The sequence below is a fragment of the Methyloceanibacter methanicus genome (assembly GCF_001723285.1).
In the GTDB taxonomy this organism is placed as follows: domain Bacteria; phylum Pseudomonadota; class Alphaproteobacteria; order Rhizobiales; family Methyloligellaceae; genus Methyloceanibacter; species Methyloceanibacter methanicus.
In genome coordinates this window covers 24528-48142 of the sequence record NZ_LPWG01000004.1, presented here as the reverse complement: position 1 = coordinate 48142, position 23615 = coordinate 24528, and the positions used below count along the sequence as shown (strand labels likewise).

Annotated in this window: 23 protein-coding genes and 3 pseudogenes; 20 read left to right on the top strand and 6 right to left on the bottom strand. The window is 65.3% G+C overall.

The features are described 5' to 3' along the window. The first annotated feature begins 191 nt into the window (after positions 1-191). Positions 192-920, top strand: a complete 729-nt coding sequence (locus AUC68_RS03005; protein WP_069436288.1) for a TlyA family RNA methyltransferase — start codon at positions 192-194, stop codon at positions 918-920. Beyond that, entirely contained in the window at positions 910-2136 is a 1227-nt protein-coding gene (locus AUC68_RS03000; RefSeq protein ID WP_069436287.1) for a class I SAM-dependent RNA methyltransferase, read from the top strand. Before AUC68_RS03005 ends, AUC68_RS03000 begins: the two co-directional genes overlap by 11 nt. Here AUC68_RS03000 and AUC68_RS02995 read toward each other — a convergent pair. Together AUC68_RS02995 and aroC are read right to left on the bottom strand one after the other, a co-directional pair. Continuing rightward, positions 2133-2849 (bottom strand): NAD-dependent deacylase, encoded by a 717-nt coding sequence (locus AUC68_RS02995; RefSeq protein ID WP_069436286.1) that lies wholly within the window; start codon positions 2847-2849, stop codon positions 2133-2135. The two genes, AUC68_RS03000 and AUC68_RS02995, sit on opposite strands and share 4 nt — an antisense overlap. Continuing rightward, positions 2822-3967, bottom strand: a complete 1146-nt coding sequence (gene aroC, locus AUC68_RS02990; RefSeq protein WP_069436397.1) for a chorismate synthase — start codon at positions 3965-3967, stop codon at positions 2822-2824. The genes AUC68_RS02995 and aroC overlap by 28 nt, the downstream gene beginning before the upstream one ends. A gap of 201 nt (positions 3968-4168) precedes the next feature. On the opposite strand from aroC, the gene AUC68_RS17435 reads away from it, so the two are divergent. Both AUC68_RS17435 and AUC68_RS02980 read left to right on the top strand, forming a co-directional pair. Continuing rightward, positions 4169-4603 (top strand): C40 family peptidase, encoded by a 435-nt coding sequence (locus AUC68_RS17435; RefSeq protein ID WP_244500366.1) that lies wholly within the window; start codon positions 4169-4171, stop codon positions 4601-4603. 256 nt (positions 4604-4859) lie between these two features. Then, the gene (locus tag AUC68_RS02980) at positions 4860-5063 is read left to right on the top strand and encodes a hypothetical protein (RefSeq protein ID WP_204376953.1); all 204 of its coding nucleotides are present in this window, start codon (positions 4860-4862) and stop codon (positions 5061-5063) included. A gap of 125 nt (positions 5064-5188) precedes the next feature. Here AUC68_RS02980 and fabI read toward each other — a convergent pair whose 3' ends face one another. The 3 genes from fabI to AUC68_RS18860 form a co-directional block, all read right to left on the bottom strand. Beyond that, on the bottom strand, positions 5189-6007 hold the full coding sequence (fabI, locus tag AUC68_RS02975) for an enoyl-ACP reductase FabI (protein ID WP_069436284.1): 819 nt from the start codon (positions 6005-6007) through the stop codon (positions 5189-5191). Positions 6008-6121: 114 nt separating this feature from the next. Continuing rightward, on the bottom strand, positions 6122-6310 hold the full coding sequence (locus AUC68_RS02970; RefSeq protein ID WP_069436283.1) for a hypothetical protein: 189 nt from the start codon (positions 6308-6310) through the stop codon (positions 6122-6124). Positions 6311-6318: 8 nt separating this feature from the next. Beyond that, positions 6319-6534 carry an RT0821/Lpp0805 family surface protein gene (locus tag AUC68_RS18860; protein ID WP_069436282.1) on the bottom strand — a complete coding sequence of 72 codons (216 nt, stop codon included), beginning with the start codon at positions 6532-6534 and terminating at the stop codon, positions 6319-6321. 401 nt (positions 6535-6935) lie between these two features. Here AUC68_RS18860 and pdxH point away from each other — a divergent pair, with 401 nt between their 5' ends. Both pdxH and AUC68_RS02955 read left to right on the top strand, forming a co-directional pair. Continuing rightward, positions 6936-7541 carry a pyridoxamine 5'-phosphate oxidase gene (pdxH, locus tag AUC68_RS02960; RefSeq protein WP_069436281.1) on the top strand — a complete coding sequence of 202 codons (606 nt, stop codon included), beginning with the start codon at positions 6936-6938 and terminating at the stop codon, positions 7539-7541. 75 nt (positions 7542-7616) lie between these two features. After that, the gene (locus AUC68_RS02955; RefSeq protein WP_069436280.1) at positions 7617-8537 is read left to right on the top strand and encodes a DUF1499 domain-containing protein; all 921 of its coding nucleotides are present in this window, start codon (positions 7617-7619) and stop codon (positions 8535-8537) included. Here AUC68_RS02955 and AUC68_RS02950 read toward each other — a convergent pair. Further along, complete coding sequence (locus AUC68_RS02950) at positions 8482-9420, bottom strand: MBL fold metallo-hydrolase (protein ID WP_069436279.1); 939 nt, start codon at positions 9418-9420, stop codon at positions 8482-8484. The genes AUC68_RS02955 and AUC68_RS02950 overlap by 56 nt on opposite strands. A 377-nt stretch (positions 9421-9797) precedes the next feature. Here AUC68_RS02950 and AUC68_RS02945 point away from each other — a divergent pair, with 377 nt between their 5' ends. The 14 genes and pseudogenes from AUC68_RS02945 (at position 9798) to AUC68_RS02890 (ending at position 23540) form a co-directional block, all read left to right on the top strand. Continuing rightward, positions 9798-10583: a hypothetical protein gene (locus tag AUC68_RS02945; protein ID WP_069436278.1), complete on the top strand. Its 786-nt coding sequence runs from the start codon at positions 9798-9800 to the stop codon at positions 10581-10583. Positions 10584-10887: 304 nt separating this feature from the next. Further along, positions 10888-12966: pseudogene (locus AUC68_RS18540) on the top strand (DUF3604 domain-containing protein). A 143-nt stretch (positions 12967-13109) separates the two neighbouring features. After that, positions 13110-15032, top strand: a complete 1923-nt coding sequence (locus AUC68_RS02935; RefSeq protein WP_069436277.1) for a DUF3604 domain-containing protein — start codon at positions 13110-13112, stop codon at positions 15030-15032. Between the two features lie 6 nt (positions 15033-15038). After that, positions 15039-15653, top strand: coding sequence for a hypothetical protein (locus AUC68_RS02930; RefSeq protein WP_069436276.1), 615 nt, complete (start codon positions 15039-15041; stop codon positions 15651-15653). 4 nt (positions 15654-15657) lie between these two features. Next, positions 15658-16416 (top strand): hypothetical protein, encoded by a 759-nt coding sequence (locus AUC68_RS17405; RefSeq protein ID WP_083240347.1) that lies wholly within the window; start codon positions 15658-15660, stop codon positions 16414-16416. Then, positions 16320-16523: pseudogene (locus AUC68_RS18535) on the top strand (peptidyl-prolyl cis-trans isomerase); the annotation flags it as partial. The gene AUC68_RS17405 and the pseudogene AUC68_RS18535, both read left to right, overlap by 97 nt. Continuing rightward, positions 16520-16885 carry a hypothetical protein gene (locus AUC68_RS17400; RefSeq protein WP_244500363.1) on the top strand — a complete coding sequence of 122 codons (366 nt, stop codon included), beginning with the start codon at positions 16520-16522 and terminating at the stop codon, positions 16883-16885. The pseudogene AUC68_RS18535 and the gene AUC68_RS17400, both read left to right, overlap by 4 nt. A gap of 77 nt (positions 16886-16962) precedes the next feature. Next, positions 16963-17694 (top strand): HupE/UreJ family protein, encoded by a 732-nt coding sequence (locus tag AUC68_RS17395; RefSeq protein WP_244500362.1) that lies wholly within the window; start codon positions 16963-16965, stop codon positions 17692-17694. Positions 17695-17704: 10 nt separating this feature from the next. After that, entirely contained in the window at positions 17705-18100 is a 396-nt protein-coding gene (locus AUC68_RS02915; RefSeq protein ID WP_244500361.1) for a YybH family protein, read from the top strand. 60 nt (positions 18101-18160) lie between these two features. Continuing rightward, positions 18161-19840 carry a DUF3300 domain-containing protein gene (locus AUC68_RS02910; protein ID WP_158008212.1) on the top strand — a complete coding sequence of 560 codons (1680 nt, stop codon included), beginning with the start codon at positions 18161-18163 and terminating at the stop codon, positions 19838-19840. A 45-nt stretch (positions 19841-19885) separates the two neighbouring features. Further along, positions 19886-20805, top strand: a pseudogene (locus tag AUC68_RS02905) (DUF2950 domain-containing protein). Positions 20806-20947: 142 nt separating this feature from the next. After that, positions 20948-21418, top strand: a complete 471-nt coding sequence (locus AUC68_RS02900) for an RNA polymerase sigma factor (RefSeq protein ID WP_083240345.1) — start codon at positions 20948-20950, stop codon at positions 21416-21418. Beyond that, positions 21415-21813 (top strand): hypothetical protein, encoded by a 399-nt coding sequence (locus AUC68_RS02895; RefSeq protein WP_069436273.1) that lies wholly within the window; start codon positions 21415-21417, stop codon positions 21811-21813. The genes AUC68_RS02900 and AUC68_RS02895 overlap by 4 nt, the downstream gene beginning before the upstream one ends. After that, a complete protein-coding gene (locus tag AUC68_RS02890; protein WP_069436272.1) occupies positions 21810-23540 on the top strand; it encodes a vWA domain-containing protein in 1731 nt (576 codons plus the stop codon). The genes AUC68_RS02895 and AUC68_RS02890 overlap by 4 nt, the downstream gene beginning before the upstream one ends. Positions 23541-23615 lie beyond the last annotated feature (75 nt).

Here is a 23615-nt window from a genome sequence, read left to right as displayed (position 1 = left end):
GTAAGCCGTGTCGTCTCGGCTGAGAGAATCTTGGCCCAAACAGGTCTTGCCTCACGAAGCATCCGCGCCCCAAACCTATAGCAGCGCGGGCAATATGCGATGCGGCCGCCGTTTCGCAGGTCGGGCCGCGCGCGAGGACTCTCGTCGCGACGCAGAGCATATGAGAATGCAAATTGGCCAGCTACAGAAAAATGCGGATCGATCAGCGGTTGGTGGAAGAGGGACTGGCACCCTCGCGGGCGCAAGCCGCTGACCTGGTCCGGCGGGGGTGCGTGCTGGTGGCGGGCGTGCCCGCGACCAAGCCCGGCGCGACCGTCGCGGACGACGTGACGCTGGCGCTGGCGCCGGGAACGGATGCCCACGTGTCCCGGGGGGCGCTGAAGCTCATCGCGGCGCTGGATGCGTTCGGGCTGTCGCCGGAGGGGCGCGTGGCGCTCGACGTGGGGGCTTCGACCGGCGGCTTCACGGAGGTGTTGCTCAACAGGGGTGCGGCCAAGGTCTATGCGGTCGATGTGGGCCGCGATCAGCTCCACGCGCGCCTGCGCAACCGCGCGCGCGTGGTGTCCCTGGAAGCGACCGACGCACGGCGTATCGACGAGACCCTGGTGCCAGAGAGGGTTGCGGCCATCGCCGCAGATGTCAGCTTTATCAGCCTGACCCAGGCGCTGCCCGTCGCCCTTCGCCGCGCGGCGCCCGGCGCGTGGCTCGCGGCGCTGGTGAAGCCGCAATTCGAGGCGGGCCGCGAGGCGGTCGGGAAGGGCGGCCTGGTCCGTGAGGAGGCGGACCGCCAGCGCGCGATTCTCCGTATACGGGATTTTCTGGGGGCCGAAGGCTGGCACGTGCTTGGCGTGATCGAGTCCCCCATCACCGGCGGCAGCGGCAATGTGGAATATCTGATCGGAGCCCGGCGTGAGCGTTGAACTGACCATCGACCGGCTCGGCGCCCAAGGAGATGGCGTTGCGGAAACCCCGGACGGTTCGCTCTTCGTGCCGTTCACACTGCCCGGCGAGCGGGTCCGGGCCGAACTGGATCGGGACGGAAAGCATGCCAACTGCGTCGCGATCTTCGATCCGAGCCCCGAGCGTGTCGCGCCCGTTTGCCGGCATTTCGGTGCGTGCGGCGGCTGTTCGCTGCAGCATTTGAAGGTGCCGAGCTATCTGGCCTGGAAGCGGGATCTCGTGGGCCAGGCCCTGGCCGCGCGCGGCTCGGACGTGCCGGTCGAACCGGTGCGCCCGGTGCCGCTCGCCAATCGAAGACGCGCGACCTTCAGCCTGGAACGGCGCGGCAAGGAGGCGGTGTTCGGCTATCGCCGTGCCCGCTCCCACGAGCTGATCGGCATCGAAGAGTGCCCGATCTTGTCTCCTGCGATTGCCGCCAGCCTCCCGGCGCTCAAAGAGCTGCTGACGCCATTGCTGAGCGGACGGCGCGAGGCGCGGGTGGCCGTCACCGAAACCGAGACCGGGCTCGACGTGGTGATGGAGGGCGCGCGCCCACCGGAGACGGCGCTGGCAAAGCTCGCTGCCGCCGCCGGTGCACAAGGCATCGCGCGTCTCACTGCGGGCGATGACAGCGTGACTCTCGCCCCGCCCACGCTGCGCTTCGGCAGGGCGCAAGTGCGGTTTCCGCCAGGGGCGTTCCTCCAAGCCGCCCCCGCTGCGGAAGCGGAGATGGTGAGGCTCGTCCGGGAGGGCGTGGGCAAAGCCAAACGCGTGGCCGATCTCTTTTGCGGGCTGGGCACGTTTTCCTTCGCACTCGCCGAGCGTGCGACCGTCGATGCTTATGAGACCGATGCGGACGCGCTTACGGCGCTCGAGGACGCCGCCCGGCATGCGACCAGGCTGAAGCCCATGCGTACGCACCGCCGCGATCTGTTTCGCGATCCGCTGGGCTGGCAGGAATTGAAGCCGTTCGATGCGGTTGTGTTCGATCCGCCGCGTGCGGGCGCTGCCGCGCAAGCCGAGCAGCTTGCGAGGTCGAAGGTCGACCGTCTTGTGGCCGTGTCGTGCAATCCGGGAACGCTGGCCCGTGATGTGCGCATCCTTGTCGACGGGGGCTACGCGATCACGCGCGTGACGCCCGTCGATCAGTTCCTGTTCTCGAGCCACGTGGAAGTGGTGGCGCATCTGACGCGCTAGGCGCGCCGCGCCTTGCCCTGCAGCAGTGCGTCCACATAGGCGGGCACGATATCCGTCGCAGCGCCGTAGTGGGTTTCGGCAAACAGGCTCGCACCTTCCGACGGGTCGAGATTGAGCTCGACCGTATGTGCGCCGGCGCGATGGGCTTCGGCAACGAACCCGGCCGCCGGGTAGACCGTGCCGCTGGTGCCGATGGAGACGAACAGGTCGCAAACGCCAAGCGCCTCGTAGATGCGCTCCATCTGACGCGGCATCTCGCCGAACCACACCACGTCCGGGCGCATGGTGCCCGACTCGCCACAGGCCGGGCAGTCGGTTCCGAGCGAGAGGTCTTCCGTCCAGGGATGGCTTGCGCCGCACGCCGCGCAAAGGGCGCGCGCCAGTTCTCCATGCATATGGATGAGGTTGCGGCAGCCCGCGGCCTCGTGCAGCGCGTCAATGTTCTGCGTCACGGTGAGAACCTCGCCGCCATGCTCCTGCTCGAGGCGGGCAAGCGCGAAATGCGCGGCGTTGGGTGCCGCCTGTTGCAGCCAGCCGCGCCGCATATTGTAGAAGCCGTGGACTTTCGTGGGATTGCGGGCGAAGCCTTCAGGGGTTGCGACCTCTTCAAGGTCGTACTCCTCCCACAGGCCGCCCTTGCCCCGGAACGTGCCGAGCCCGCTCTCGGCCGAGAGCCCGGCGCCGGTCAGGACGACGATTCGGGCGGCAGCCATTCCAGCTCAGCATCGATGTCGAGACCCGCGTCCTGGCCGGTCTGGCCGCGATGACGCAGATAGTGGTCGGCCAGCACGATGGCCACCATGGCTTCGCCGATGGGCACGGCGCGGATGCCGACGCACGGATCGTGACGCCCCTTGGTGACGACCTCCGTGTCGTTGCCGTCCTTGTCGATCGTGCTCCGCGGCGAGAGGATCGACGACGTGGGCTTCACGGCGAAGCGCGCCACCACGGGCTGGCCCGTCGAGATGCCCCCGAGAATGCCGCCGGCGTGATTGGACAGGAAGGTCGGCCAGCCGGGCGGCCCGTTGCGCATCTCGTCGGCGTTTTCTTCGCCCGACAGCGCGGCCGACCCGAACCCCGCGCCGATCTCGACGCCCTTGACGGCATTGATGCTCATCAGCCCCGAACAGATGTCCTGGTCGAGCTTGGCATAGAGCGGCGCGCCGAGCCCGACGGGCACGCCGTCCGCCACGATCTCGATGACCGCGCCCGTGGATGAGCCCTCTTTGCGCACCTCGTCGAGAAAGCCGGCCCAGGTCTCGGCGGCTTTCGGGTCGGGGCAGAAGAACGGGTTCTCGTTCACCGCGTCCCAGTTCCAGTTGGCGCGATCGATCTTGTGCGGCCCCACCTGAACCAGCGCACCGCGCACCAGCAGCCCCGGGACGACCTTCCGCGCCACCGCGCCCGCCGCCACGCGGGTCGCGGTCTCCCGGGCCGACGCCCGGCCCGAGCCGCGCCAGTCGCGCACGCCGTATTTCTCCAGATAGGTGTAGTCGGCGTGTCCGGGGCGGAACTTGTCCTTGATGTCCCCATAGTCCTTGGAGCGCGCATCGACATTCTTGATCTGAAGCGCGATGGGCGTCCCCGTCGTGACCTGGTCGCCGTCCTCATCCTCGAACACGCCGGACAGAATCTCGACCGTGTCGGGCTCCTTGCGCTGGGTCGTGTATTTCGATTGGCCCGGCCGCCGCTTGTCCAGATAGGTTTGGATGTCCGCCTCGGTGAGCGGAATGCCGGGCGGGCAGCCGTCGACCACGCAGCCGATGGCGGGCCCGTGGCTCTCGCCCCAGGTGGTGATGCGGAAGAGATGTCCAAAACTGTTGTGCGACATGCCTTTCTCTAGCTGCTTCTCGCCGAAGCGTCTATCGGGCAGCATCCGCCAGGTCACGAAATTGACGCGCGCGAGCCACGGGGTGAGCCCGTTTTCGTCTTATTTTTCCTTAGCTTGGCCCTCGCGCGGGTCTCCGCGCCGTCCGGCTTGAGTCGTCGCCGGCCGCTTCCTCCCAAAACATAACGAAATAAGGAGTCGCCGATGCGTGCGGTGCATGCATGTCTGCTGACATTGACTGTCGTCTTTCTCTCGAGCGCGATGACGCTCACTGAGGCCACCTCGATGCCCTCGCCCTTCGCCAAGGGCGCCTCGAGCACGGCTACAGCCTCGAAAACCGTCGAGCCCGTGGCCCCAGGCCGGCACAGCGTGGGCCCGAGGCCAGGGCGCTGGTGCGGCTGGTACATGCGGACCCAGCTCGGCGGCGGCCCTGAGTATAATCTCGCCCGCAACTGGGCCAATCGCGGCCGCTCTCTCAACGGTCCGCGCGTCGGCGCCGTGGTCGTGTGGCCCCATCATGTGGGCCTGATCACCGGCAAGACGAAGGACGGCCAGTGGATCGTGCGGTCCGGCAATGACGGGGGCCGCGTGCGCGAGCGTCCGCGCTCGGTCGCAGGTGCCGTTTTCCGCAAAGTTTAGATGGCTGGGGGGTGGGGGCTCTGGTCCCGCGTCCCACCCGGCCCCTCCGTGATGTCATTTGGTTGTGACTTCTGAGTAAAATCAATTTAGAGTTGCATCCGGAAGTCCAGGCAACGAGATCGAAGGAGGGCCATATGCAGTTCGATGACTCCCGCAATCGGAAACCTATCGCCGCATTCCATTCGATAAGGCGAGGATCGAGGAGCAGGACGGTGCGAAGCTGCTGGTCGTCGAGGGCGAGGCCCCTTGCGCGAACATGCAAGTCTCGCTGATGCCGCTCGTCTATATCCGCCAGCCGGAATATTGGGGCATCGAAGTGATTGGTTACCTCGAAGGCGGCATCTGCTTGCCGACGGTCAAGCCCTACACGGCCGCGATCCGGCTCGACGGAATCATCGGGACCGAAGGCATCGAGGTGATCGGGGCAAACCGCACCGAACGGATCGCCTGCAAACCTTGATCGTTTCGGTGTGAGCGAACCGTTTCTGTGCGGATCGATGGGTCCAGGAGGGGGCGACGAACCCTTGGGCGCGCATATCGATCTCTTTGTTGAGAGACGTTGGAACGCGGGACGTCTGAAGCGCCCTAGTCCTTCGCCACGGAGATGTCCGGCGCGTCCTCGTTCTTCATGCCGACCACGTGGTAGCCCGCATCGATATGCAGGACCTCGCCGGTGACACCGGCGGAGAGGTCGGACAGAAGATAGAGGCCGCCCCCGCCCACATCCTCGATAGTCACGGTGCGGCGGAGCGGGGAGTTGTACTCGTTCCACTTCAGAATGTAGCGGAAGTCGGAAATCCCCGACGCGGCCAGCGTCTTGATCGGACCGGCCGAGATGGCGTTCACGCGGATATTGGTCTTGCCGAGATCGGCGGCGAGATATTGCACGCTCGTCTCGAGCGCGGCCTTGGCGACGCCCATCACGTTGTAGTGGGGCATGACCTTCTCGGCGCCGTAATAGGTGAGCGTCACGATCGAGCCGCCGTCCTTCATCAAGGGTTCGGCGCGCTTGGCCATGGCCGTGAGCGAATAGCAGGAGATCTGCATCGTCTTGGCGAAGTTCTCCTCGGTCGTGTCGACGTAGCGGCCGTCGAGCTGATCCTTGTCCGAGAAGGCGACCGCGTGGACGAGAAAGTCGAGCCCGCCCCATTCCTTTTCGACCGCCGCGAACACCGCATCCATGGAGGCGGTGTCGGTCACGTCGCAAGGCAGGACGAGTTTGGCACCGGCCTCCGCGGCCAGCGGCTCCACGCGTTTCTTCAGAGCCTCGCCCTGATAGGTGAGGGCGATTTCGGCGCCCTGGCCGACAACGGCCTTGGTGATGCCCCAAGCGATCGAGCGACTATTGGCGACACCGAAAACGATGCCACGCTTGCCCGCCATGAGATTTCCACCGTCAGCCATAAGCCCTCCTTCGAACCAAAGTGAGGGCTTCTTATACACCGGGCTGGCCCCGCCGAAAGGGCTTTCGCCATCTCGGACAAGGCCAGCCCGGTGCTGTCGGGCTGGGGGTGAGCTCTAGGTCTTTGGGCGCCGCAGCGGCACGAGCGGAGACAGGGAGTCTCCGGATTCGGTGCGCGGGGAAGGCGCGCGCACAACGATCGCCGACCGTAACGGCGTGAAGCGCGCGCCGGTCTGCGGCGTGGCCTCGACCGCCTTGCTGCGAAGCGGAGAGGCGGATTCGGTGGTGACGTAACTCTCGGACATGAAACCCTCTATCCGGCGATTGCCCAGCGGCCGTCCGCCGACCGGCAAGCGACGCCTTCGATCTCTTTTTCCGTTCCGTCCCGTGCCAGCGAATAGATCACGGTCCGGCACACGCGGCCTTGCGGGTCCCGGAAGGCGGAGACGGGCTTGACCCGGCCTGTGAGCTGGCTGGCCTGCCGCCGCCAGACAAGGGTCACGCCGTCGCCGAGTTCCGTCAGGGCCATTTGCAAGGCCTTGAGTGCGACTGCCCTATCTGAACGATCGAGAGTGGTCTTAGTTCCGCGAGGGAACCCGAAAGGGAGCCTTCCGGCTCCGTCACGACGGTGGACGGCACGGTCTTGTAAACCGGCACCACCACATGTGCCCCGCGATCCTCTGCCTTGAGAGGAACGAGGGCGGGGAGCAATACACATAACACGAGAGCCCCCGCCCCCATGATAGGGGCGTTCCAATGGAACGTACGCATAACAAACCGTCCCCAAACACTGACGCGGATACCGAAATCCCCCCGCGCCCTCTATCAACGGAAACGATCCTGGCCTATCAGGGTGAGCAAAACGTAAATGCCCGTACCGCGCTGGGAAGTTTTTTGTCCTGCGCAGGGCGAAGTGACAGGCAAATTGTGATGGACGATCAGGATTTCACCGCTGCAGACGACCCATTCGCGCTCTTTCAGGCTTGGCTTTCCGAGGCGGAAAAAACCGAACCGTGCGACCCCGAGGCGATGGCGTTGGCCACGGCCGATTCGGACGGACTTCCGAATGTGCGGATGATTCTGTTGAAGGGCGCGGACGAACGCGGCTTCGTGTTCTACACGAATTGCGGGAGCGCCAAGGGTGGAGAACTGGCCGCCAATCCACAGGCGGCGCTCCTGTTCTACTGGAAGAGCCTTGGCCGGCAGATTCGCGTGCGGGGGCCGGTTGACCCTGCGAGCGACGCGGAGGCGGATGCCTATTTCGCGACCCGCCACCCTCAGAGCCGGATCGGCGCCTGGGCGTCCGAACAATCGCGGCCCCTGGAAAGCCGCGACGCGCTGGAAGCGGCGGTCGCGCGCTATACGGATGAATTTGACGGGCGGGAGATAACCCGGCCAGACTATTGGCGCGGCTACCGGGTCCGTCCGGTCGAGATCGAGTTTTGGCAGAATGGAGACTACCGCCTGCACGACCGGATCGTGTTCCGCCGGCCGGCGCCGGAGGCGGCCTGGACCAAAACGCGCCTCAATCCTTGAGCCTAACTGTGCTATCGCAGCAGGCGTGCGGGATATGGAGACGCCCGCCGGGACTGCGCATGAGGACGAGATAACGTGACCGCGGAAGACACCATCGAACGCTACGCGACCGCGCGCTACGTGGTGAAGGAAGCGCGCGAGGCCCGGTGGGCGCGCTGGATCGCCGTGTTCTTCCTCCAGCTTCTGATTCTCACGGCGGTGCTGCACCGGTTCTTCGACTTGAATACCGCCGCCGCCGTCAACCTGGTCGGGGTTTCGATCGCGGGCCTCGCGGTCGCGGTCCTGATCGCGGTCGTCTCTCTGATCCGTATTTGGTTCGGCGGCCAGACGGGCGCGGCGAACGATTTCGCGGCGATTGTCGTCGGCCTGATCGGCCTGGCGATCCCGGCTTACTTTCTGTCGCAGGCGCTGACATTGCCCGTGCTGAACGATCTGCAGACATCGCCGGAGGATCCGCTGCAATACACCGTGCTGCTGGAACAGCGTCCGCCTGACGCCAATCCGCTTGGCGCACAGTCGCCGGAGACCGCGCAGCTCCAGGCGGAAGCCTATCCCGATATCGGTCCGATCGTCGTGGACCGGCCGGCGGCGGCCGCCTTCACGGTCGTCAATGAGGCGGTGAAGCAACTCGGCTGGACCGTGGTCGTCAACGAGACCCCGGGCGAGAGCGGGGTCGGTCGGATCGAAGCGACCGACAGCACCATGATCATGGGGTTCACCGACGACGTGGTGGTGCGCGTGAAGGGCAACGATACGTTCGCGGTGGTGGATATCCGTTCCGCGTCGCGATACGGGACCCACGATTTTGGAACCAACGCGGACCGCATCCGGACCTTCTACGAGGAGGTCAACACGGCGCTGGAGAAGGGCGAGAAGACCGTTCTCGAACAGACCGCCGCCGAGGAGAAGGAAGAGCCGGTCGCCGCGCCCGCGAAGGAAGTCAAGAAGAAGCAGCGGCGCCGGACCCGGAAGCGGCGCGTACGTAGCACGCGCTGAGCCCTTCCGTCGCGCCCTCAGCCGTGACGAGACTGCGCGCGGCCAGGAATTCCAGATGCGCGAGAACCGATAGGGCCGCGGCCACTTTCAGGTCGGCGTCCAGCCCGGCATAGAGCCGCGCCACGATGCGGGGGATTGTGCCGACGCCTTCGTCGATGCAGGCGAGGATGGTCTGCTCCCGCCAGATGCGGTGGGTCATATAGGCCCGGACCACGCGCCGCGGCGTCTCGATGCGCCCGCCATGGCCGGGGAGGAACACCTTGTCGCGCCGCTCGGCGAGCCGCTCGAGCGAGGCGAGAAAATCGGCCATGCTGCCTTCGGGAGGTGCGATGACCGTCGTGTTCCACCCCATCACATGATCGCCGGTGAAGACCGTCCGCTGGCCAATGAGCGCAAAGCACAAATGGTCCGGCGCATGTCCCGGCATATGCAACACATCCAGTGCAAAGCCGCGTCCCTTGATCGTGTCGCCGTCCGAGACGGGCAAGTCGGGCGTGAACGCGGCATCCACGAAACCGTCGCCAAGGCCGGGCGCAATGGCGCCGCGCTCCGTCCCGGTGGGGCCGTAGGCGACGATCTCGCCGCCGAGGCGCTGCCGCAAGGGCAACGCGCCATCGCAGTGGTCGCGGTGGCTGTGGGTGATCAAGATATGGCTGACGCGCTGGCCGCGCGTGGCGCGGGCGATGGCATCGAGATGCGCTTCGTCCGCGGGGCCCGGATCGATGATCGCGACCTCGTCGGTCCCGACGATATAGGTGTTCGTCCCGAGAAACGTATACGGGCCGGGATTGTTCGCCACGACGCGTCGAACGCCCGGCGCGACCTCTGCGGCCACGCCGTAGTCGACATCGGCGTTTCGATTGAATGCTAGTTCGGCGGACATGAATGTGAGCGCGGATCGGAAATTTCAGGGGCGGCACGCGGACGGAACCCGCGTGCGATCGGACGATAGCAGAACGGGCAGCGCATCGCGCCGGTTTCAGAAGGCAGCCAGCCTTCCATCGGTTCTTGAGCAAAATATGACTGGATTCCGGCGTTCTACGGACTCCCTCAGTCAGTCGCGACGGCCCCGCAGCCCGGCCGGGCACGTGGCGCGGGCGTTTGCGCTACCGACAAGTATGGTAAACTCGGCGCCTAACGGTACGAACCAAGTCGAAGAACAAGCCGAAGAAGAAGCAGAAGCCGAAGAACATGGGGGCGTCGATGGTTGGGTTCCTTAGATATGCCGCGATGGCCGCAAGTGCGATGGCCACAGTTGCGATGGCCACAGTTGCGATTGCCACAAGCGCGACCGTGCTGGCCTTTCCGGCCGCCGCCCAGGAGGGCGATCTCGCTCAAAAGGCTCAGAACCCCATCGCCAATCTGATTTCGGTCCCGTTCCAGAACAACACGAACTTCAATGTCGGACCGTTCGACAACGACCAGAACATCCTCAACATCCAGCCGGTGATCCCCTTCACCCTGAACGAGGACTGGAACCTGGTCACGCGCTGGATCCTGCCGGTGGTCTATCAGCCGCCCGTTTACCGCGGCGACGAGGGCGATTTCGGTCTCGGCAATTTCAATCCGAGCTTCTTCTTCGTCAATCAGGTCAGTCCGACGCTTATGATCGGCGCCGGCCCGACCTTCCTGTTGCCGACCGCTACCGACAGGAGCCTCGGTCCCGAGAAATGGGGGGCCGGTCCCACTGCTGCCATCGTGTGGACGCCGGGCAAGTGGGTGGTCGGTGCGCTCGTCAACAATATCTGGTCGTTCGCCGGCGACTCCAGCGACCCGGACGTGAACGCGTTCCTGCTCCAGTACTTCGTCAACTACAACCTGAAGAACGGCTGGTATCTCACCTCCGCGCCGATCATGACCGCCAATTGGGAGGCGCCCGCCGACGATCAGTGGACGCTGCCGCTGGGCGGCGGCGTGGGGCGCGTGTTCAACATCGGCAAGCAGCCCGTGAATATGTCTTTGCAGGCCTATGACAACGTCATCACCCCGGAAGGCGGCGCCGATTGGCAGGCGCGTTTTCAGGTGCAGTTGCTGTTCCCAAAATAGACCGGCGCCGCGACGGCCGTGCGTCGGTCTCGCGACGCATCATCCGTCCACGTCCCGATTGCGCAGCAAGTCGATGGTTTTGCGCGTCGGAAAGCGGCCGATTCGATAGGAAACACCCGTCTTCCCGCAAGAAAATTCTCCGAGCGTGACCGGAAGCAAACTCAACGGTTGCCGTCGTGCAGTAAACTGTCACCATAGCGAGACAGGTTTCGAGGGCAGAGTTTGCTCGAACACCACGCCGCCGCAGAGCGGCGGGTACGCTGGGAGAAGCGCATGATGACGGCGCAGTCCGAGTTCGCGATCCATGCCGCGGCGTTCGCTTTACGTCCCGGTTCATCCGCCAGCCCCGCACAGGTTCCAAAGATTGCACGCGAAGGTCACGCACGCGCCTGCCGCTCACCGGTCGGGCGCGCCGGAAGGCCAACCGCGGCGGCATGCTAAAGGAGAGACGGAAATGGCCAATCGCTCCGCAACGGTTCTGATCGCCTCGGCGGCAGCCTGGCTCGCGCTTCCCGCAGCCGCTCAGCAAAGCGTGACGACGGATGGCGGCACCATCGACCGCACTGAGGTCGAGAGGTTCTTCAATCAGCCGGGCTACTCGCCTTACGCAGGCCGCAGCTTTCCAAGCCGGCCGCTTTGGGGTGAGATCCATCTGCACACGTCGTGGTCGCCGGACGCGATTGCCGCCGGGACGCGGGTCGGGCCCGACGAGGCGCTCCAATACGCCAAGGGCGCGGAGATCACGTCCAGTACCGGGCAGAAGGTGAGGCTGTCGCGCCCTTACGACTTCATGATGGTCGCGGACCACTCCGATGCACTCGGCGTGATGAGCGGCGTTCTCGAAGGCGACCCTTCGCTGCTGACCGACCCCAAGTTGAAGGAATGGCACGACGGCATGAACGCCGGCGGCGAGAAGGCGAGCGCCGTGGTGATGGAGATGATCACGCTCCAGAGCCAAGGCAAGCTGCCGAAGGCCGTGACGGACCCCAACGTCCAGTTCGACATGTGGCACAACATGACCGAGATCGTGGAGAGCCATAACGAGCCTGGCCGGTTCACGGCGCTCATTGGCTACGAGTGGACCTCGAATTATGGCGGGGGCAACAATCTGCACCGGAATGTCGTCTACCGCGACGGCAAAACCAAGGCCGACCAGGTGCGGCCCCTGACCACCTTCGACACGGAGATCCCGAACGAGCTTTGGGACTGGATGGCCGCCTACGAGGAGAAGACCGGCGGCCGGGTGCTCGCGGTCCCGCACAACGGCAACCTCTCGAACGGGTTGATGTTCGCGACCGAGACTCCCGACGGCAAGCCGATCGATGCAAAGTGGGCCGAAGAGCGCGCCCGCTGGGAGCCGCTCTATGAGGTCACGCAGAGCAAGGGCACCTCCGAGCAGCACCCGAGCTCGCGCCATCGGACGAGTTCGCCAATTTCGAGATTTGGGACAAGTACAACCTTGCCGGCGTGCCTAAGGAACCAGGCATGATCGAGTATGAGTATGCGCGCCAGGCGCTGAAGCGGGGCCTGAAGCTCGAGGCCGAGTTCGGCACCAACCCGTTCAAGTTCGGACTCATCGGTTCGACCGACGATCACACGGGCATCTCCTCGGCAGAGGAGAACAACTTCTTCGGCAAGTTCCCGGCGAGCGAGCCGTCGCCTGAGCGCTCGACCGGCAACGCCTTCGACTTCGATGGCAACACGGTGAAGGATTGGCAACTCGGCGCTTCCGGCCTCACCGCCGTCTGGGCGCCGGAAAACACGCGCGCGTCCATCTGGGACGCGATGAAGCGCAAGGAGGTTTACGGCACGACCGGTACGCGGATGTTCGTGCGGTTCTTCGGCGGTTGGGACTCGCGAAGGAGGATGCGGAGCGCCGCGATCTGGGCACGGTTGGATACGGCAAGGGCGTGCCCATGGGCGGCGACCTTCCGCCGGCGCCGGAAGGCAGCGATGCGCCGACATTTCTGGTCGCGGCGCTGAAGGATCCGATTTCCGGCAATCTCGACAGAATCCAGATCGTAAAGGGTTGGGTCGACGCGAACGGCGACATGCAGGAGAAGATCTACGACGTCGTCTGGTCGGGAGATCGCAAGCCCGGCGCGGACGGCAAGGTGCCGCTGATCGGCAGCACGGTCGATGTCGAGAAGGCGACCTGGACGAACACGATCGGCGCGCCGGAACTGATCGCCGTATGGCAGGACCCGGATTTCGATCCCGCCCTCAAAGCCTTCTACTCGCGCGGGTCATCGAGATTCCGACGCCCCGTTGGACGGCTTATGACGCGGCTTACTTCAAGGAGTCGAAGTTCGATCCGGACACGCCGATGACGGTCACCGAACGGGCTTATACCTCGCCCATCTGGTACGCGCCGAAGGGGTGAGGCATGGGGCTGCCGGGGCTGCCGCGCTGCCGACGTAGCGCGATTGGGACGGCCCGCGGCCCGTAGGGCGCCGTCCCCGGCAACAGGGATCGGCAGCGGCAAGGCCGGCCGTGCGGAGATGTGGACGCGTAAGGGAGGAAACGATGACGGTTCGTTCGATTTCGATGTCTTTCGGCGTTGTGTTGCTGGCTTCCGCCGCGCTGGCCGCGGAACGAGGTGCAGCGGAAGAGGGGGTCATACAACTCCCGACCAAGGAAGGCGTGGCGGAAATCGCGCCGCCGCAATTTTCTCCCTATGCCGGGCGTGACTTTCCCACCAAGGTCTATTGGGGCGATACGCATTTGCACACGGCAGTTTCGGTCGACGCCGGGACGATGAACCGTATCGGGCAGGAGGATGCCTATCGTTTTGCGCGCGGCGAGGAGATCACGACGACCCACGGACTGCGGGCGAAGCTGTCCCGCCCGCTCGACTTCCTGGTGATTGCCGATCACGCGGAGATGTACGGTCTCATGCCGCAGCTCCTGAGCGGCAACCAGGAGGTCCTCTCCACCGAGATCGGAAAACGGTGGTACGGCCAACTGACAAGTGGAGACAACGACGCGGTCTTTGCGACGGCCATGGAGATCGTGGGATCTCTGTCGGGCGACGAGCCGCCGATCAAGAGCGACAAGGCGGTGCGCGATGCCTGGCAAAGCTACACGGCGCTCGCCGACAAGTACGACGAACCAGGCCGGTTCACGGCGCTCATCGGCTATGAGTGGACGGCGATCGGCGGCGATAACCTGCACCGCAACGTGATCTTCCGCGGCGACGCCAACGTCGCCAACAGGATCGTTCCGTTCTCGCAATACGACAGCAAGAACCCCGAGGATCTCTGGAAGCACCTCGATGCACTCAAGAACGATGGTGGTGCCGAAGTGCTCGCCATCCCGCACAATGGCAATTTGTCGAACGGGCGCATGTTCACGGTCGAGACCTTCAACGGCAAGCCGCTGACGAAAGAGATAGCGGCGATGCGTGCCGGTCTCGAGCCTTTGGTCGAGGTCACGCAGATCAAGGGCGACGGGGAGACGCATCCGTTCCTGTCGCCGAACGACGAGTTCGCGGACTACGAAACCTGGGACAAGTCCAACCTCAACGGGACCGAGGCGAAGACGAAGGACATGCTGCAATGGGAGTACGCCCGGGAAGCCCTCAAGACGGGGCTGAAGCTTGAGGATGAGTTGGGCGTCAACCCCTACAAATTCGGGATGATCGGTTCGACGGACGCCCATACGTCGATGGCGGCGGTCGAGGAGGAGAACTTCTTCGGCAAGCATTCCGGCGTGGAGCCCGAGCCTCACCGTTGGGAGCATGTGGTGATCGAGGCGCCCGATCCCGAATTCACCATCAAGGGTTGGCAGCAGGCCGCCGGGGGCTATGCGGGCGTCTGGGCGACCGACAACACGCGCGAGGCGATCTTCGATGCCATGAAGCGCAAAGAAACCTACGCAACGACGGGACCGCGCATGACGGTGCGCTTCTTCGGCGGCTGGGACTTCGACGACGCCGACGCCAAGACGCGGCTTCCCGCCGCTGCGGGCTACGCCAAGGGCGTGCCCATGGGCGGGGACCTCAGCCAAGTGCCCGAAGGCAAGTCCCCGACCTTCTTGGTCGCCGCGGCAAAGGACCCCTATAGCGGCAATCTCGATCGCATCCAGGTCGTCAAGGGCTGGATGAATGCGGATGGGGAGACCGAAGAGAAGGTCTACGACGTCGTCTGGAGCGACGATCGCAAACCCGGGCCGGATGGTAAGCTGCCCCCAGTCGGTAATACGGTGGACGTCGAGAATGCGACTTGGAGCAACGCGATCGGCGAGCCCGAGCTGATCGCGGTATGGGAGGACCCGGACTTCGATCCGGAGCAGCGGGCCTTCTACTACGCACGCGTGATCGAGATCCCGACGCCGCGCTGGACGGCCTATGAAGCCAAGCGCTTCGACGTCAAGATGACCGACGACGTACCGATGACCACGCAAGAGCGCGCCTACACCTCGCCCATCTGGTACACGCCGAAGGGATAGGCCGGCATGGAACCGCGGCGCGCGCGCAACCCCAGTACCAAGGCCGTCGCCGCCGTGTTCGCGGCCGGCATCCTGTATGCTGGCGGCGGCGCGCTTGCTTGCGTTTATCACAATCCCAGCGACGTGGCGCGCGGCGTCATGAACTTCGTGTATCCGAAGTCGCTCTATGTGCGGAGTGCCGTCTGGCAGGCGCAGAACACGGGGTTGCTGCCGCCGAGACCTGCGCGGCGCGCCAAGGAGCTATTCGCGTATCAACGCATCACCGTGGATTTGCGGAAGCTGGGGGAGGCCCTCGGACCGGCCGCTGAATCCAGCCTTGGGTTTACGGTCGTCCTGCTCGACACCATGCTATGGACCCACTACGCAACGGCGGATGGCCGCTTCGCGGTTTCCGTCCATGTGGATGGTCCCAAGAAAGGCGATGCGGTGCTTGTGACCGAAAGCGAAGTCATCCGTGCATTGAACGCGGGCGCCCTCAGCTTCGATGTCGCCGAGACGGCTGGCTTGGTTCGCGTCTATGGTCCGGCGGACAAGCAGGCGCGCGCGCGTGCCGTCTTGCGGAACCTGCCTGTCGATGCGCACGCGCAGTCCTCGCGACGGGCCAAGGGAGCGTCAGGCTGATCCGATGCGTTTGATTTCGCGGCTGGCGCGCGAACCGCTCGTGCATTTTATTTTGATCGGGGCGGCGGTGTTCGCGGCCTATGCGCTCCTCGCCGACGGCGAACCGGACACACGCGACCGTATCGTCGTGACGGAGGGCCGGGCGCGGCAACTGGCCGAGGTGTTCGCCAGGACCTGGCAGCGTCCGCCGACGCCGCAGGAACTGCGCGGACTCCTCGACGCCTATGTCAAGGAAGAGGTCTATTACCGGGAAGCGGTCAAGTTTGGTCTCGACCGCGACGACACGCTGATCCGCCGCCGCATGCAGCAGAAGATGGAGTTCCTTTCCGAACCCGGCGAGGACGTGCTGGCCGCCGACGACGTGGCGCTTCAGGCTTATCTCGACAGCCGGAAGGACGCCTATCGCGTCGATCCGAAGCTGGCGTTCGAGCAGGTCTTCATCAATCCGAAGTCGGACGAAGGGGACGCCGATCGCCGCGCCGCCGAGTTGCTTGAGGACTTGAAGGCCGGGGGAGATCCCGCGGACCTCGGCGATCCCACGCTGCTGCCGAAGGACATGGCGCTCTCCCCCTTGCGGGCGATCGAGCGGGACCTTGGCGCTGCCTTCGCGAAAGCCTTGTCGCTGCGCCGCCGGGCGACTGGACGGGACCGGTCCGCTCGCCGTTCGGCCTGCATCTCGTCCGCGTCGACAAGCGCGAAGACGGCTACGACCCGAAGCTCGACGAGGTGCGGGCGGCGGTGCTCCGCGACTGGCGCAATCTGAAACGGCAGGAGCACCAGGCACAAGCCTACGAACGACTGCGCGCGGAATATGAGGTCGTCCTGCCTGCCGCGACACCGTCCGAACCTGGAAAGGATCAGGCGAAGTGATCCGGGTCCTTGCAGCGTTCGTGTTGGCCCTCGTGCTGCAGGGGGGCGCTGAGGCTCACGAGCTGCGTCCAGGCTTCCTGGAGATCCGGCAAACCGGCGTGGAGACCTACGACGTGCGGTTCAAGGTGCCTGCGCGCGGCGACAGGCGCCTCGGACTCCATGTGCGCCTGCCCTCCGGCTGCACCGACACGGCGCCAAAGCGGACCGAACATGCGGGCACCGCGTTCCTGGACCATCGAGCGGTGCGGTGTCCGGGCGGACTCGCCGACCGCGATATTGCCGTTGCTGGGCTGTCCGGCACGTTCACCGATGTCGTCGTGCGCGTGAGTCCGAGGACGGGTCGGTCCAGGCCGCGCGGCTGACGCCCGACAGACCGTCCTTCACAGTCGCCGCGGCGCCGACCTGGGTCGAGACGGCCCGCACCTATTTCCTGCTGGGTGTGGAGCACATTCTGCTCGGCATCGATCACTTGCTCTTCGTTCTGGCGCTACTGCTGCTCGTCCGCGACGTGTGGATGCTGGTCAAGGTCATCACGGCCTTTACGGTGGCGCACAGCATCACGCTCGTCCTCGCGGCGCTGGGCTGGGCCCAAATTCCGCAAGCCCCGGTCGAAGCGGTCATCGCCCTCAGCATCATGTTCGTCGCGGCCGAAGTCGTGCGCCAGACCGGGCCCGAGACGGACCTCACCAAGCGCGTGCCATGGCTCGTCGCCTTCGCGTTCGGGCTTCTGCACGGCTTGGGCTTCGGCGGCGCGCTCAAGGAGATCGGTCTGCCGCAATCGGACGTGCCGCTGGCCTTGCTCACGTTCAATCTCGGCGTGGAGGCAGGCCAGCTTCTCTTCGTCTTCGCGGTTCTGGGGGCCGGCGCGGTGTTGCGCCGGCTCCTGTCCTTCGACGCCCATGGCTGCGGACGGCCCTCGGCTACGGCATCGGCTCATTGGCGGCGGTCTGGTTTGTTCAGCGCGTCGCACTCTTCGTGTAGAGTTCGTGCAACCTCTGGTCTTCCGCCGCGTTTTCGTCATAAACGGTGCGGCCTACTAGCGGGCCAGCCTCAAGAAGCCACGTCTGGGAAAGGAACCGTCCATGCACTTCCGCCGCTCCGGCAGGATCGCGTTCGCAATCGTCGCCGTGCTTCTGGCCACGGGGGCGCCGCCGCTGGTTACCTCCGTTAAGGCGGAGACGATGGAGGAGGGCTCCAAGCTCTCCGAGGCCGAGACAACGGCGATCAAGAAAGCCTTCATGACGGCGTCGGAGGCCCTTGGGGCTGCGGATTGGCCTGTCTGGTCGGCGTTTTGGACAAAGGACGCGGTGTTGATGCCGCCGAATCATCCGCGCATCGAAGGCCTCGAAAAGATCCGCAAATTCGTTCAGGCCGACCTCGCCAATCTCAAGGCGTTCAGGCCGTCCGATTGGACCTTCGAAGGGCGCGGAGACCTCGCCGTCGTTACCACCGCCATGGAATGGACGTTCAAGGACGGCACGACCAAGACCGGCAAGCAGATGGTGCTCATGGCCAAGGATGCCGGCGGCGCATGGCAGGCGCAAAAGGTGATTTACAATCTGAACGGGGCCCCTTAGGTCCGGTTTGAACCGGAAAGAGCAGCGACAACGACGATGGGTAGGACGATGCGTTTCTTCATGATGACAGCGGCTCTCGCGTTTGTCCTCGGGATGCAGGGGACGGCCTTTGCGCAGGATACCGAGAGCGATGCCGCCGCCGCGCCGCAGCAAGACGCAGCGCCCGCCGAAGCTGACGCCTCCGATGAGGACGCGTCCTCGGACGGTGCCGCGCAAGACACGCTTCTCGGCGAGGCCGAACTCGAGCAGCTCGTGGCGCCTATCGCGCTTTATTCCGATCCGCTTCTGGCCAACGTCCTGATCGCGTCGACCTACCCCTTGGAGGTGGTTCAGGCCGACCGCTGGTACCAGAAGAACAAGGACCTCAAGGGCGATGCGCTTCAGACGGCGCTGGCGAAGGAGGATTGGGACGACAGCATCAAAGATCTCGTCGCGGTGCCGGACGCTCTTGAGATGATGAACAAGGATCTGGATTGGACCCAGAAGCTCGGCGACGCGGTATTGGCGCAGCAGGCCGACGTGATGGCCGCCGTACAGGCCTTGCGGGCCCGCGCGAAAGAGAACGGGACTCTTGAATCCAATCCCCAGCAGACCGTGACCGTGACGCAGACGGTCGTGCAGAACGGCGATGGCTCGTCGTCGGGCGGCGCGACATCGTCCGGAAGCGGAGAGCAGACCCAAGAGGTCATCGCGATCCAGCCGACCGATCCAGAGAAGATCTACGTGCCGTACTACGAGCCGTCGGTCGCATACGGCTCCTGGCCCTATCCGAGCTATCAGCCCTATTACTTCCCGCCGCCGGCTGGCTACGCCATCGGCAGCGCACTCGCGACTGGTCTCGTTTGGAGCGCCGGTTACGCCGTCGGCAACGCGATTTGGGGCAATGGCTTCGATTGGGGCAGGGACGACATCAACGTCAACGTGAACCGCAATTTCAGCGGCAACACGATCAACCGGAACAACGTCAACGCCCAGAAATGGCAGCACAACAGCGCTCACCGGCGGGGCGTCCAGTACAACAACACGAACGTTCAGAACAGATTTTCGAGCAACCAGGCCAACCGGAACAATATTGGCAACAACGCCGGCAACCGTCAGGCCAATCTCGGTGACAGGCGCCCCGGCGGCGCAAATCGTCCCGGCGGCGTCGATCGTCCCGGCGGTGCCAATCGTCCCGATGGTATCGATCGTCCAGGCGGCGCCAATCGTCCAGGTGGCGCCAACCGTCCCGGCGGACGGCCGACCGTTGGCGATATCGAAGCAGGACTCAAGCGTCCTGGCGGTGGCGGAGGAGGTCCTGGCGGCAATCTCGGCGACAAGAGGCCGGGGGGTGCCGACGGCCGTCCGGGTGGTGTCAACCGCCCAGGCGGCGGCAACGCGCGTCCATCCGTTGGTGACATTGAGGCCGGTCTCAAGAAACCGGGTGGGGGCAGCAGGCCCGGCGCAGGCGACGGCAATCGTCCCAAGGTCGGTGGCGGCGACCGCCCGGGCGGCGGGAACCGTCAAGCCAATCTGCAAGCGCGGACGCCGGCCAAGAAGCCAGTGGCCAAGAAACCGGCGGCCTCGAAACCTGCTGCCAAACGGCCCCAAAGCCGGCCCAGCGGAAATGCGTTCAAGAAGGACAGCGGCAGCCGCGCGCGGGCGGCTTCGGCCCGTGGGCATGCCAGCGCCGGAGGTCGGCAGATTTCGAGAGGACATGGCGGCGGCGGACGCCGCGCCGGGGGCGGTCGGCGCCGCTGAACCTGAATTCAAAGCAATGAGCGACAACCAAGATTGGTGGATGGCATGCCGTTAGTTCGACACTTGAGCCACGCATTGTTCGGCGCAACGCTCCTCGTTCTCGGGACCCCGGCGTGGGCGGAACAACAATTCGACAGTCCCGAAGCCGCGGTCGCAGCGCTGGTCGAGGCGGCCCGTGAGGACAGTACCTATAAGCTACTTGAGATCCTCGGGCCGGACGGTCAGGACGTCATCAGCTCCGGCGACGAGGTTGCGGACAAGAACGCGCGAAAAGGGTTCATGGCCGCCTACGACAAGGGGCACAAATTTGAGGCCGAGGACGATGACTTCGTCGTCCTCCTTCTGGGCGACGACGATTGGCCTTTTCCGATCCCGGTGGTGAAGACGGACGACGGGAAATGGGAGTTCGACACCGAGGCCGCCTCGAGGAGATCCTCATACGGCGTATCGGCCGCAACGAACTCTCCGCGATCGAGGCCGCGCGCGGCTATGTGGACGCACAGGAGAAATATGCGGCCCTCAATCCGGACGGCGCGACGCCGCCCGCATATGCGCAACGCATCGTGAGCACGCCGGACAAGAAGGACGGCTTGTACTGGCCCACGAAAGACGGCGAGGCGGAAAGCCCGCTTTCGAAGAAGTTCGTCGAGATCACCGAAGAGGGCTACGAGCCCGACGGCATCAAACCGATCCCCTATCACGGGTATTATTTTCGCATCCTCAAGAGCCAAGGCGAGGAAGCCGAAGGCGGCGCGCAGGACTATGTCGTGGACGGCCGCATGACCGGCGGTTTCGCCTTGGTCGCTTTCCCCGCCGAGTACGGCAATTCCGGCATCATGACCTTCATGGTCAATCGCGACAGCGAGGTGCTCGAGAAGGATCTCGGCGAGGATACGCTCGAGATTGCGGGCGAGATCGAATCCTTCTCTCCCGACGAGACCTGGGAGGTCGCGCAGACGCCCTGACACGGTTGGGGCCCTCGAAAAAAATTTCGAACCCCGCCAAGGAATCGGGCGCGAGCTTCGTCCAACCTTCCGAAATGCGCATGCCGACCGGGGATAACGAACTGGCAGAGCGGGCCGCGGCAGGAGATGCCGAGGCTTCCGCATGCTCTTGGAGCGGCACTATGACGGCATCTTCCGGCTGGCCTATCGGTTCGTCGGAACCCGGGCGGACGCTGAGGATGTCGCGCAGGACATCTGCGTCGCCCTTGCCGACCGGCTCGGCTCGTTTCGGAGCGAGGCGCGATTCAGCACCTGGCTCTACCGCATCGTCGTGAATGCCTGCCGGGACTGGGCGCGGCGCCGGGCAGCCGGGCAGCGGGTCCTGGCGAACTTCGCCGACGTCGATGCATTGCGCCGCGGCGCCGATGCCGATCGCGCGAGCCAACTGGATTGGGTCTGGAAGACGCTGGGATGCCTGTCCGACGACATACGGGAAACGGCGGTCCTCGTTCTGGCCCAGCAGCTCAGCCACGCAGAGGTGGCGGCCGTCCTTGGCGTGAAGGAATCGACCGTCTCCTGGCGCATGCACGAACTGCGCAAGAGACTGAAGCAGATGGCGGACGAAGAGAGATGACCGACGAGTTCGAAAGCCTGAGAGACGCCTTGCAGAGCGATGCGCCCACGCCCGACCCCGAGGCGCGGCAGGCGGCGCTCAAGCTGGCGATGGCGCGGTTTCAGGAAAAAAGCAAGGCAGCGTCCCAAGGAACGGCAACGCAGCCGCGTCCTATCTCCAGCGACGGCATGGGGCCGTCGGCAATCTGGAGTGCGATCATGACTGCATTGAAGCCTTCAAATCGAAACTGGGCGCCGGTTCTGGCCGGTGGCGCGAGCCTCGCGGTGCTGACCCTGGCTGTGTTGTCCACCCATTCCCTCCGGCCCGACCTGTTCCGCCCTGCGGACGAGGCGCCGGCGTCCGCGGCGAAGCCGCGCGCCAGGATACGAAGACGTTTACCGATGCCTTGCCGGTGACGGAAGGGCCTGCGTCGAAGGCGACTGCAAACCGCGAGGCCGACGCACCAGCTGCCCAGGACAGCGTGGCGGCGGCGCCACCGGCCCCCGCGATGCGGGCCTTGCCGGCGCCGTCCGGAGAGCGTGCGCGGATCGCCGGGGGCCTTGCCCCGGATATGCAGCCCGCGCCGCTAGCGCGTGGGCCGCAGGGTGTCCTTGTCGGCAGTGCGGACCTGTCCAACCTCGGCGCGCGCTACGCGGCGTCTCCGCGAGCGGATGTCCCCGCGCCGCAATACCGCGACCAGGGGCGCGATCGCTTCGAGGCCTTCGACCTGAACCCGGTCAAGGTGGTCAAGGAGGATCCGGTCTCCACCTTCTCGATCGACGTGGATACGGCGTCCTACGCCTATATGCGCGCCCGGCTGAACCAGGGCGTGCTGCCCGCGCCGGATTCGGTTCGCGTGGAGGAACTCGTCAATTACTTCCCGTACGACTATGCGGGCCCCGACAGCGCGGCGACACCGTTCAAGGCGAACGTCTCCGTCATGCCGACGCCCTGGAACGCCGAGACCAAGCTGATGAGGATCGGCATCAAGGGCTACGCGCCGCCCGCGGGCGAACAGCCCCGCGCCAATCTCGTATTCCTGATCGATACGTCCGGGTCGATGCAGGCACCGAACAAGCTGCCGCTTCTGCGCAACGCCTTCAAGCTGCTGCTGACGTCGCTTGACCCGGAGGACACCGTGTCCATCGTCACCTATGCCGGGTCGGCCGGGACCGCGCTCGAGCCGACCAAGGTGTCGGACTCCGCGAAGATCCTCGCCGCGCTCGACAAACTCTCGGCGCGGGGCTTCACCGCGGGCGGGGAGGGGATTCGCCAGGCTTACGCGCTCGCCGAAGCCAACAAGGTCGAGGGCGTCAACCGTGTGATCCTCGCCACCGACGGCGATTTCAACGTGGGCATCTCGGACACCGAAACCCTGAAGGACTTCGTGGCGCGGGAGCGCGAGAAGGGCGTCTCGCTCTCCGTGCTTGGATTCGGCGCGGGCAACTACAACGACGCGCTGATGCAGGCGCTTGCGCAGAACGGAAACGGCAACGCCAGCTATATCGATACGCTCAACGAGGCGCGGAAGGTCCTGGTCGACGATGCGGGCGGGACGCTCCAGACCATCGCGAAGGACGTCAAGATCCAGGTCGAGTTCAATCCGGCCGCAGTGTCCGAATACAGGCTGATCGGCTACGAGACCCGGGTTCTCAACCGCGAGGACTTCAACAACGACAAGGTCGACGCGGGCGAGATCGGGGCAGGGCATACCGTGACGGCGCTCTACGAGATCGTCCCCGCGGGCTCGGGCGCCCGGCTCGTGGACGACCTGCGATACGAGTCCGGAGACAGCGCCACGGCGAGGAAGGACGGGGCGGCGACCGGCGAACTCGCCTTCGTGAAGATCCGCTACAAAGAGCCGGGCGGCGACAAGAGCACGCTGGTCACCACGCCCGTGACCCGCGCCGACGAGACGGCCTCTGTCCAGGCAGCCGACGCGGACGCCCGCTTCGCGGCGGCGGTGGCCGGCTTCGGTCAGGTGCTGAAGGGCGGGCGCTATACGGGCGGCTGGTCGATCGACGATGCGATTGCGCTGGCCGAGGGCGCACGCGGCGCGGACCGGTACGGATATCGCAGCGAGTTCCTCAACCTTGCGCGGCTGGCCAAGACGGCGGCGGCGCTGGAGCCCCTCAAGCGCTAGGACGAGCGGCGTCCTTCGCCGGCCCGGTGCCGGTGGAGGACGGGCTTCTTTTTGTGCCCTATCGCCTAGCGGCAG

Coding starts and splice junctions, on each gene's coding strand:
- aroC (WP_069436397.1), bottom strand. CDS start 3,967: ATGTCGCACAACAGTTTTGGACATCTCTTCCGCATCACCACCTGGGGC.
- AUC68_RS02915 (WP_244500361.1), top strand. CDS start 17,705: ATGGAGGAGGGCTCCAAGCTCTCCGAGGCCGAGACAACGGCGATCAAG.
- AUC68_RS02935 (WP_069436277.1), top strand. CDS start 13,110: ATGACGGTTCGTTCGATTTCGATGTCTTTCGGCGTTGTGTTGCTGGCT.
- AUC68_RS02900 (WP_083240345.1), top strand. CDS start 20,948: ATGCTCTTGGAGCGGCACTATGACGGCATCTTCCGGCTGGCCTATCGG.
- AUC68_RS02895 (WP_069436273.1), top strand. CDS start 21,415: ATGACCGACGAGTTCGAAAGCCTGAGAGACGCCTTGCAGAGCGATGCG.
- pdxH (WP_069436281.1), top strand. CDS start 6,936: ATGGACGATCAGGATTTCACCGCTGCAGACGACCCATTCGCGCTCTTT.
- fabI (WP_069436284.1), bottom strand. CDS start 6,007: ATGGCTGACGGTGGAAATCTCATGGCGGGCAAGCGTGGCATCGTTTTC.
- AUC68_RS02980 (WP_204376953.1), top strand. CDS start 4,860: ATGCAAGTCTCGCTGATGCCGCTCGTCTATATCCGCCAGCCGGAATAT.
- AUC68_RS17405 (WP_083240347.1), top strand. CDS start 15,658: ATGCGTTTGATTTCGCGGCTGGCGCGCGAACCGCTCGTGCATTTTATT.
- AUC68_RS02970 (WP_069436283.1), bottom strand. CDS start 6,310: ATGTCCGAGAGTTACGTCACCACCGAATCCGCCTCTCCGCTTCGCAGC.
- AUC68_RS02950 (WP_069436279.1), bottom strand. CDS start 9,420: ATGTCCGCCGAACTAGCATTCAATCGAAACGCCGATGTCGACTACGGC.
- AUC68_RS03005 (WP_069436288.1), top strand. CDS start 192: ATGCGGATCGATCAGCGGTTGGTGGAAGAGGGACTGGCACCCTCGCGG.
- AUC68_RS02910 (WP_158008212.1), top strand. CDS start 18,161: ATGATGACAGCGGCTCTCGCGTTTGTCCTCGGGATGCAGGGGACGGCC.
- AUC68_RS02930 (WP_069436276.1), top strand. CDS start 15,039: ATGGAACCGCGGCGCGCGCGCAACCCCAGTACCAAGGCCGTCGCCGCC.
- AUC68_RS17435 (WP_244500366.1), top strand. CDS start 4,169: ATGCGTGCGGTGCATGCATGTCTGCTGACATTGACTGTCGTCTTTCTC.
- AUC68_RS02945 (WP_069436278.1), top strand. CDS start 9,798: ATGGCCACAGTTGCGATTGCCACAAGCGCGACCGTGCTGGCCTTTCCG.
- AUC68_RS02995 (WP_069436286.1), bottom strand. CDS start 2,849: ATGGCTGCCGCCCGAATCGTCGTCCTGACCGGCGCCGGGCTCTCGGCC.
- AUC68_RS18860 (WP_069436282.1), bottom strand. CDS start 6,534: ATGGCCCTGACGGAACTCGGCGACGGCGTGACCCTTGTCTGGCGGCGG.